Source organism: Hyphomicrobium album, from assembly GCF_009708035.1.
Taxonomy (GTDB): domain Bacteria; phylum Pseudomonadota; class Alphaproteobacteria; order Rhizobiales; family Hyphomicrobiaceae; genus Hyphomicrobium_A; species Hyphomicrobium_A album.
Map to the genome: position 1 here is coordinate 1 of NZ_WMBQ01000001.1, position 10,947 is coordinate 10,947.

The window sequence follows — 10,947 nt, forward strand, 5'->3', positions numbered from 1 at the left end:
CGAGCCAGATCCTCGGCTCCATCAAGGCCGAGGGTCAGGTCTACGTCATCAACCGCAACGGCGTGATCTTCGGCGGCGCCAGCCAGGTGAACGTTGGGACGATCGTTGCGTCATCGCTCAGCCTGTCCAACCCGCAGTTCATGCTCGGCATCAGCAATCCGCGGGATATCGGGTATGGCGAGCCGGGTGGTGGCGATAGCGGCAGCTATTCCCTGCCGCAGTTCGGCTATCTCGGGCAACCGCGGCCCGTAGACAGCCTAGGGCTCAACGATCCCGGCCAAGTGCCGCGGACGCAGATCGGCGCACCCCCGGGCGACGTGACCGTGCAGGCCGGCGCGCAGATCACCACGGCGAGCGGTGGCAAGGTGATGCTGTTCGCCCCGCATGTCATAAATTCCGGAGCGATTTCTGCCCCCGATGGCCAGATCATCATGGCCGCGGGCGAGCAGGTCTATCTCAAGCCGAGCGCCATTGAGCAGCCTGACCCCGACAACCCGATCTTCACCGTGCGCGGTCTCGACGTCGTGGTGTCGGCGCCGATGCCTTGGGCGTACACGAGAAATCATCTCACGGATAGCACGCCTCAGGGCATTGGCTTTCAAACCATCATCAGGAACGAGATGGAGGCGCGTGCCGCATCCGTCGGCTATCGCGTAGTGAACAACGGCTTCGCGGAGGCGGAGCGCGGCGATATCACCATAGCCGGCCGCGAGATCGTGCAGAACGGTGCCCTGTTGGCCAGTACCGCGCTCAACAACCGTGAAGGCTCGATCCGGCTGCAGGCGTGGGGTCAGGGCATCCCGTGCTACGGGAACGGCTGCGAGCTGCACACCATGCGGCCCTGGTCCACCGGCACACTGACCTTGGCACCCGGTAGCGTGACGGCCGTCATGCCGGACCTCTCCGATACGAGCGAGATCGAGCTGACGTCGCTGGCGCTGCGCTACAGGCCGGGCCGGGTGGAGCTGCGCGGTGACCTGATCAACATCGAAGCTCAGGCAAGCGTCATCGTTCCCGCGGGCACCATCAGCGTCGTGGCGAGCAAGAACCCCTGGGCCGGTGAGGAGCCGGGATTGGTCGCCGAGCAGCTACGCGACGGCAGCCGGATCTATATCGGTGAGGATGCCTATCTCAGCGTCGGCGGTCTGCAGGACGTGCTGGTGGCAATGGAACGCAACGTCATCGAGGCCGAGCTGCGCATCAACGAGCTTCGCGACTCGCCACTCTTGCGCGAGTCCTGGCTGCGCGGACTGAAAGTCTATGTCGACCGACGGGAAAGCGGCGTATTCAGCGACGGCACCATGTCCGGCGTAAATTGGGTGACGGACAAGGACGGCAACTACATCCCCGGGGCCTGGATCGGAACGCCACTCGCGGACGTAGCAGCGTGGGTTGGTGTCGGCAAGATCACTCTTGCCGAGCTGTCCACGATGGCCGGCATCGAGGTTAAGATGCCCAACGGCGAGAAGCAGCAGTTGGGCGGCTCGATCATCATCAAGTCGGCCGGCTCGGTCATCACCCGGGCGGGCTCGCTGCTCGACGTCTCGGGCGGCTCGGTCCGCTACCAGGACGGCTGGGTGAACACGACCAAGCTGCTGGGCGCCGATGGGCGCGTCTATGACATCAGCCAGGCGACGCCGGACAGAATATATGTTGGCGTCGCCGGCCAGTTCGCCCGTGTGCATGAACGCTGGGGCGTCACGAAGACCTGGACAAATCCGCTCCAGTCGAATGGCACCCGGGGTCGCTTCGAAAAGGGCTACGCGGAAGGCCGCAACGCGGGCTCGATCCAATTCTATGCCGCCGAGGGCGTGGTCCTCGAGGGCAGCTACTGGGGCGGCGTGATTACCGGGGAGCGCCAAGCCGCCTCCGGCAAGCTTGCCAAGGCCGGCACTCTGACCTTCGGCGGGCCCGACAACAGCGACCGGTCATGGCAGCTCGACCAGCTGATCGTCTCCGACAATCCCGTTCAGCTGGCACCGGAGTTCACGGCGCGCACTCCGCTCGATCCCTTCTGGTATTCCGGCACGATAAGGCCGAACGGGATTGCGGAGCGCACAACCTATCTCGACGCCAGCGCGCTGGGGTCGTCCGGCCTAGGGAATATCAACCTCTATCTGTCGACGAGCTTCGCGGTCGAGAATGGCACAACGCTCGAGTTGACGCCTGGCAGCTCGCTTTTGGTCGCGGCCAACGCCGGTGACAATGATAGCCAGGAGTTCAAGATCGACGGCGTGATCCGTGCTCCCGGCGGCAGCGTTAAGTTACTCCAAGCGGAGAAAGTCTCGTTCGGAAGCGGCGGGGCCATCGATGTGCGCGGTGAGTGGGTCAACAGCGTTCTGGATCCGACGCGGGTGTCGCCTCCGGTTGTCAATGGCGGCAGCGTGGATGTGGATAACGCCGAGTTTGCGTTAGGGGCCATCATCGATGTCTCGGGTGGTGGTTGGTATCAACAGCTCGGCAAACCGACGCTGCAGGTTGGTGATGCGGGCACGATCACCCTGCGTAGCATCGATGCGCGAGAATTGCTGGAAGTGGATCTGCGCGCCTATTCAGCTGGCTCCGGCGGCAGCTTGATTGTGAACACGCAGGGTGCCTTGCAAATCGGCGGCGCCGACCCAGTTGATGCGGACACGGTGCGTCTGCCGGAGACGCTGTTCACCGATCGCGGCTTCCGCTCGGTGGAGATCGCGGCCAGCAGCATCACGGTCCCTGGCGGGGTGAAGGTCCTGCAGCTCTCGCCAACTGTTGACTTGCGTGGCGTCGACGTCTCCCGCTTTGCCTCGGGCACGGCAGTGAGGGACATGGGGGCACTGACGGTCATCGACTTGGCGCAGCGCGCCGAACTTGATCCCACGTCGCTGAAGCTCATTGCCAACGCGGTGACCGTCGGCGAAGGCGCCGCGATCGAAACTGACGTTGGCGGTCGGATCGCCCTCGAGACAGGATCTGGTGCTGCCAGCGGGCTGCACATCGCCGGCCGGCTGGAGGCGCCCGGCGGGACGATCAGGCTTCACTCGTCCGGCGGTACGATCGTTGTCGCCGACACGGCCGCGCTGGTGGCACGCGGAGTGCCACTCATCCAAGCGTACGGCGGACTGCGTTCCGGTACGGTGCTCCGCGGAGGCACCGTGACCATCGATGCGCCGACGCTCACGATGATGTCCGGCTCTCTCATCGATGTCTCGGGCGCCAGTGCGGAGATCGATGTCCCGCGGGAGGGGCTGGCGCTGGGGAGCCCGTACACGCCAATCACGCTGGCCAGCGACGGTGGCACCATTGCCGTGGGCGACTTGGTCGGCGTGAGCCAGGGGCTCATCGAGGGGACATGGCTCGGTTACGCCGGCGGAGACGGCGCGCGTGGCGGCAGCGTATCGTTGGAGTCCGGCACCGACCGACTCTTGATCCTGTCTGAGACGGCGACGGCGCAGCCTGGACTGATCTTCCGGCCATCTCTGCTCCACTCCGCAGGCTTCGCGGATCTTGCTCTTACCTCGGGCAGCTCCATTCGGCTCGACGGCGTCGATCTCACGCTTGGCGGCTCGATCTCGATCGCCGGCGGTCTGATCAATGCCGATGGTACCGATTCGCGCTTGTCGGCAGCTTACATCTCGCTGCATGGGGCGGCAGCAGCAGGCAGCATCGCGCGCGCCGGGACGCTGACGCTCGCCGCCTCCCTCATCGACGTCAAGCAGTCGGGGATCAGAGGATTCGCGCAGACCGTGCTGGACGCAGGCGATATCCGGTTCGTGCCCTACAATAGCGGCACGCAATCAGCCCGCATCGATGTCGACGGGACATTGATCCTGCGAGCCGCGCAGGTCTACCCGGCCTCGCAGGTGAGCGCGACCATCAAAGCCGGCGAAAAGATCATCGTCGAGCAGAAGGGCGTCGCCGGTCCGGCGCTGTCGGTCGGCGGTGTGCTGACGCTTGATGCGCCGGTGATCGAACAAGGCGGGACGCTCAAGGCGCCCTTCGGCCAGATCGTGCTCAAGGCGACGGACAAGGTGACCCTCGGCGCAGGCAGCGTCACCTCCGTATCGGGCGACGGGCTTGTTCTGCCCTATGGCAATCTCGCCAACAATGAGAACTGGACCATCCCCACTAACAGCACCGCGGTGCCGACGGTCATCGCCAGCCCGCCGGAAAGACGCATCACGCTGGAGGCGCCGCGCGTAGATCTTGCGACCGGGTCGGTCGTCGACATCAGCGGAGGCGGCGATCTCTATGCCTGGGAGCATGTGCCCGGCCCCGGCGGCTCACATGATGTGCTGGCACGCCCCGGCATGTTTGCGATCATGCCGGCATTGAGCGGTGTTGCCGGTGCCGATCGCGTCTGGCTCGACGGTGGCAACGGGCTCGCCGCGGGATGGTATACGCTGTTGCCGGCGCACTATGCGCTGCTGCCGGGTGCCTACGCAGTCCAGATGGTGAGCGGTTCCCAAGGCGCCGCGGCAGTGAAGCCCAGTACGCTGACCGATGGCTCCGTGGTCATGGCGGGCTATCGGGCCAACGCGTATGACGGCAGCCGTGACCAACTGCCTTCGTCGTGGCGCATCATGTCGGGCGCGGTCATCCGCAAGTACAGTGAGTACAATGAGGCCTTCGCCAACACCTTCTTCGCGTCTGAAGCCTTTAGGCAGACGCAGTATCGCCTGACCGGGCAGCAGGTCGTCACGCCCCGCCTGCCGATCGACGGCGGCTCGGTGGTGTTCAAGGCGACGCAGGATCTGATCCTGAATGGCCAGTTGCGCTCGCAGGCGGCGGCCGGCGGACGCGGCGGCCTCGTTGACATCGCTGCAGAGAAGATCGCCATCCTGGGAGCCGGCGAGGATGCAGGCACCCTACGCGCCGACGGCTATCTCGTGGTCGACGCGGGCAACTTGTCCGCCTTTGGCGCCGGCAGCCTCCTCCTCGGCGGCACGCGCGCCGGCGATATTCGCGGGCTCAAGGTGGATGTGACGGCCAACGATATCGTTGTGCGCAACGGCCCAGGTTCCGCGCTAAGGGGATCGGAAATCATCCTTGCCGCGAGCGAGACGATCGACATCGCCGCCGGCAGTGTCATCCTCGCCGAGGGGGAGGCGCCGACGGGCGCCGGCGACCTCGTTATGGCGCCCCAGGTGGCGGAGGTGATCAACAAGAACGGCACCCCCACCAATCCCGACGACGATTTTGTGCAGACGCCTTCGCGTGATTGGGGCGCCCTCGTCCGCGTCTCCAACGGGGACGCCGTCCGGGTGCGGCGCGAGAACGTCGATACGACCGTCGGCGGCCGCGTGACCATCGGCGCTGGCGCCGTGCTGGCCGGCGGCAAAGCGCTGCTCATCGACGCCACGCGGGACGCCGTTGTTGGTGAGGCGCATCTTTCGGGCGCAGCCTTGTCGCTAGCTTCGGGGCGCATCGGCTTTGGCGGCGGCAGCGGTCTGGTGATCGACGCCGCCGCGTTGGCCGCGCTCGGCAATACCCAGCACCTCACTCTACGCAGCTATACGAGCATCGACTTTCACGATGCGGTCGACCTCTCCGGGCTCACCGCGGTGACCTTCGATGCGGCGGCGCTCGTCGGTTACGGCACCGCCGACATCACGGTCGTCGGCAATAGGTTGGTCCTGGAGAATACGGCAAGCACTTTTGCAGAGCCGGTCGGCGCTGGGCACGGCAGCCTCAATCTCAGCGCCGGCGAGCTCGTTTTCGGCCAGGGTGCCAAGGCGCTGCGCGGCTTCGACACCGTCGCCTTCACCGGTACGACGCGTATCGTCGGCGAGGGCAACGGCACGCTCGATGCCGGATCTGCGGCGCTGACGTTAACGGCACCGCTCCTGACCGGCCGCGGCGGTGCCACGCAGTCGGTGACGACGCAAGGCGCGCTTGTAGTGGCGGCGGTTGGTGAAGCGCCGGCCCGCGATTTGAGCAGCCTCGGCACGCGCTGGTCGCTGAGCGGGAGCGCGATCGCCTTCGGTGGGCGCATCGATGCCCTCGGCGGCGCTGTGGAGCTGACAGCAACGAACGGCGACGTGATCCTCGCGGATGGTGCGCGCATCGACGTCGGTGGCTTCGCCAAGCAATTCTTCGACGTCGCCGAATACACCAATGCCGGACGCATTGCATTGACGGCGCTGGGCGGCGGTTCGGTGCGCCTCGGCGCCGGCGCGGTGCTCGACCTTTCCGCCCATCCCTCCGGTGGCGGCGCGGGTACGCTCGCCGTCACCTCCGACGGCGGCAGCGTGGCGCTCGACGGCACGATCAAGGCGCAGGCGGCCGCAGGCCATCGTGGTGCCTCCTTCGCGCTCGACATCGCCTCCTTGCCGGACTTCGCGGCGTTCAACCAGCGCCTCAATGCGGCAGGGTTCTCGCAGTCGCGGGACTTCCGCATCCGCTCGGGGTCGGTGACAGTGGACGGGGTGACGACCGTGCGCGAGTTCCGGCTGGTCGCCGACCATGGCAGCGTGACGATCGCCGGAACGATTGATGCGCGTGCGACCTATGGCGGCGCGATTGCCATCTACGCCGGCAATGGATTGACGATGACCAGCACGGCCGTGCTGCGCGCCGGCGCCACCGATACAGTTGACCATCTGGGCTCCGGCCGCGTCACGCTGGGCATCAGCGGCGGCACGCTCAATATTCAGGGGGGTCTGATCGACGTAGCGGGCGGCGAGGGGGGCAAGGTCACCTTGCGTGCGCCCCTGGTCGAGCAGTCTGGCGCCGACACGGTGAACGTCGCCTTCGCCGGCACGATCGCCGGCGCGCGCGAGATCGTGCTCGAAGGCTATAAGCGCTTCGATCTCGCCAATCTCGCCAGCAATCCCGACTATGTCGGCGTCACCATCAACGGCAGCGGCCAGGTTGAGCTCGATCTGGCTGCCAAGGCGGCGGGCAAGCTCAACGTGCTGGCGGACTACGGCGCCGGAACGCTGGTCGAGTTCGTGCGCGACTTCGACATCTCCGGTTCCTATGGCGCGCTCGGCGGATTGACTGCGCAGGACAACTTCCACGCCCGTCCGGGCATGGAGCTCGATTACGCCGGCGACATCGTGCTGAAGTCCCACTGGAATCTGGGCGCCGGCATCGTCGATCAGGCCTCGGCGGTTGCGGCCGGGGTGATGACTCCCCTTCCGGCGCTGAGCGGCGCGGCCTATGTGGTCGCTGGCAAGGAAGGCCAGCTGCTGCGCGACCACACCACGATGGTCTACCGCACCGGTGGCAGCATCCTCGGCGAGCCGGGCGTGCTGACGCTGCGCGCCGAAGGCGATCTCATCCTCAAGGGCAGCATCACCGACGGCTTCTTCCAATACGCCGATCCGCTCGATCCGACCTATCTGGCGGTCAAAGGTACCATCTCGAACAACCTGACAGCGTTGATCAACGGCGGCCGCAGCAGCACGACCGCGACGCTCACGGCATTCAACGGCACCGCCACAGGCTTGCCGACGGCCTATGCCGGGATCGCCTTCTACAAGGGAAACTCGTCATCGGGGACCGTGAGGGTAACAGAGAACAAATCGACGCCACCGCAGATCGCTCAGGCCCCCTACAGCGCCGCGTCCAATTCGCCGGCCGCGAATACGGGCAATGCGCTTACCTATTCCGTGCAATTTCCGTCGATCACGAAGGCCGACGGCTCTACCGCAGCGGTTTCATCATGGAGCCAGACCCTCGTGGCCGGTGCCGCGCCGCGGGGCGAAAGCGCTGACCCGGCGCGCCTTGCCGCCGGTTCGGCGGGCAGGATCATTCTGAGCGAACAGCCAGGCTATAGCTACATCGACAGCTTGGGCACCGTCGTCGCAACTGGGTTCGTTGACGACGGTACGTTCAGCGTGTCCGGCGCACCCTCGGGTGCGACCGGAAACCCGGATCAATGGATCGCCGCTCTAAGGACAGCGGCCGGCGCGAGGCTGAACGACGAGTCCAGCGCTCTCGTCACATTCGGCGTACCAGAGGATAAGGCCTACGCCTATGTGCTCAACTTGTGGAACGAGTATGCAGCGGCCAAGAGTCTGACTGAGGGGGTCGGCTTTAGGTGGCACACCACCGCGATCAGCGGCTTTGGTCCCCGCCTCAGTGTGGTGACGAGATTCGGGAACTTCGCGGAATTCTACGACACCAAGATCAAGCCCAACCTGAACGCCATTGCTCTGCTCTATTCGTCGGTCCCGCCCGGTTCGAGCGGCGGCACGGTCTATCCGTCGACGATGGTGCGCACCGGCACCGGCGACATCAACATCGTCGCGTCCGGCGATCTGCAATTGAACGGTGGCGCCTCGATCTATACCGCTGGACGGCGCGATCTCACGGTCTTCGACGACTTTACGACTGCGCCCGCGGGCGCAACCTACGGTGTGGGCGGCGGTCATGTCCAGATTGCGGTCGGCGGCGACATCGATGTCGCCCTGCCGACGGATCGCTCTACGATGCAGCACTACACCGAATGGCTGAACCGCCAGACCGCACAAAGCAGCTGGTGGATCGACTATGCCAATTTCCAGCGTGGGGTCGGTGCACTCGGCGGTGGCAATGTGGAGGTGGGCGCCGGCGGCGACCTTGTGAACCTCACCGTCGCGCTGCCTACCAACGGCCGCGTGCGCGGCGGTCGCACGCCTCAGGAACGCAAGCTCCTCGAGCTGCGCAATGGCGGCGCTATGACCGTCGAGGCGGGCGGCGCCGTGCTCGCCGGTTACTATTATGTCGGGCGTGGTGCGGGCTCCATCGAAGCCGGCGAGTTTGCGGTCGGCCGCGAGGTGAAAACCACCCGGTTTGGCCGGACAACCTCCTACCCGATCGCCCCGATCCTGTCGCTCGGCGACGCGACGTTGGACGTAACCACCGCTGGCGACCTCGTTTTGCAGACAATGCTCGATCCGCTGCGGGTCGGCCTATCAGTCATGAGTGGACATACCGAACGGAGCCAGCTGAGCTTGACTTCGACCGGTGGCGACGTGGTTCTCGTCGGCCAGGCGAAATTTCTATCGAAGGACCTGAGCTATCCGGACAACTGCTGTGCAGGCATTGCATTCTCCTACGAGAACGTAAACAACGCTGCCGGCAATCTTTATCCCTCGAAGACCCGCATCGCCGCGCTCAACGGCTCGGTGTTCAACAACACCTTGCTTACGCTACCGAGCAGCGATCCGGAGCTTCGCATTCTCGCCGCGAAGGACGTTTCGCCAGGCACGATCGTGATGAGCCGCGACTGGTTGCCGAATGCGAACGACGATGAGCCCAGCCGCATTTATGCGTTGTCCGGCTCGATCATCGGCTCGCAGTATCCGCGGTTCATGAATGCCGGGGCTTTCATCACCACCAATGAGCAAACCTGGTTCCGGGCCGGTACGGATATCCGCAATATCTACTATAACTTGCGCAACGTCCGTCCGACCGATGTCTCCCTGCTCGAGGCCGGGAATGACATTATCGGAGGAACGGGCGATGTGACGCCCATTACCGGGGGCAATTCGCGTCCCGGCGGTCAAATCGAGATTCAAGGACCGGGCGCGCTTGTGCTCTCTGCCGGCCGCGATGTCTATGGAACGGAGATGACCCTCTTCAGCCGCGGCAATCGCAGCTACAACGCCAGCAACCGCCCGATCCCGGGATCGGAGATTATTGGTCTGCCCGAGCAGGGCGCCACCATCACCGTCATGGCGGGCTTGAACGGCAAACAGCCGTCCTACGACGCTTTCGTGGCGGCCTATCTCGATCCGGCGAAAGTCTCAGCCATGCCGGACTACCTCAAAACGACGCTGCCCGACGGCACCATCGTTCCGCTCTATCTCATCGATGCCTTCGAGCCGCGCGAGAAAGGCGGTCAGCATCTGACTCGCAATGGTCTTGTCTCTTTCGTCAAGGACATGACCGGCGAGACGCTAGCGCCGCTGGATGCCTGGGCGCGGTTCCAGACTCTGCCACAGTTCACGCAGGAGCGCTTCCTGCGCCAGGTCTACATGCAGGAGCTGCGCGAGGCAGGCATCGACCAGAACGAGCCCGGCGTCGGTGGTCTGCCGCGTAACGGCGGCTACAATCGCGGCTATGCGGCGATCGCGACGCTCTTCCCCGGCAAAACCTGGAAGGGCGACGTGACGATCGGCAACGCCTTCTTCCGCACCATGGCTGGCGGCGATATCGAAGTCATTACTCCAGGTGGCGGCCTGCAGATCGCGGCGCTTGGCACCGCTGTGCCTCCGGGGTACGGCCTCGTCACCCTGGGCTTCGGAAACATCAACATCTTCGCCCACGACAGCGTGACGGTGAACCGCTCGCGCGTCCTCACCTTTGGTGGCGGCGATGAGATCATCTGGTCGACGCTCGGCGACATCGATGCGGGGCGCGGCGCCAAGACGGCACGCGTGCCCTCGGCGCCGGAGATCGTTACCGACTTCGACACCGTGACGCGCGTGCTGGAGAAGGCGGACATCGCGGGCAGCGGCATCGGCACCATCATCGGCTTTTCGGGCGTCGAGGAGGGCGATGTGCATTTGATCGCGCCGGTCGGCACGGTCAATGCCGGCGATGCCGGCATCCGGGTGTCGGGTAACTTGAACCTCGCGGCACTGCACGTCGTCAACGCATCGAACATCGAGGTCGGCGGCAAGTCCAAGGGCGTCCCGCAGATCAAGGCTCCCGACATCGGCGGCCTCACGGAAGCGACGAGCGCAGCTGGCGCCGCCGCCCAGGAAGCGGCCGCGCCTCAGGCCGGCCAGCCAACCGAGCAGCCCTCGATCATCATCGTCGAGGTGATCGGATATGGTGGGGGAGATGGGAGCCCTGTGCCGACGCATAAACAACAGCCGCGCGAAAAGAAGGATCAGCGCAGCTATAATTCCAATAGCGCCTTCCAGATCGTCGGTGCTGGCTCTCTCTCCGACGAGCAGAGGCAACAACTGACTGAGACCGAGCAACGGGCCCTGGACGGCAAGTAGTCAAGACGATGATTGATCGATCTTGCGG

Annotated in this window: 1 protein-coding gene; it reads left to right on the forward strand. The window is 65.1% G+C overall.

Annotated elements, in window-relative coordinates; translation table 11 throughout:
* Positions 1-8: 8 nt before the first annotated feature.
* Positions 9-10,919, forward strand: a complete 10,911-nt coding sequence (locus GIW81_RS00005) for a filamentous haemagglutinin family protein (protein ID WP_324614995.1) — start codon at positions 9-11, stop codon at positions 10,917-10,919.
* Positions 10,920-10,947: the final 28 nt, after the last annotated feature.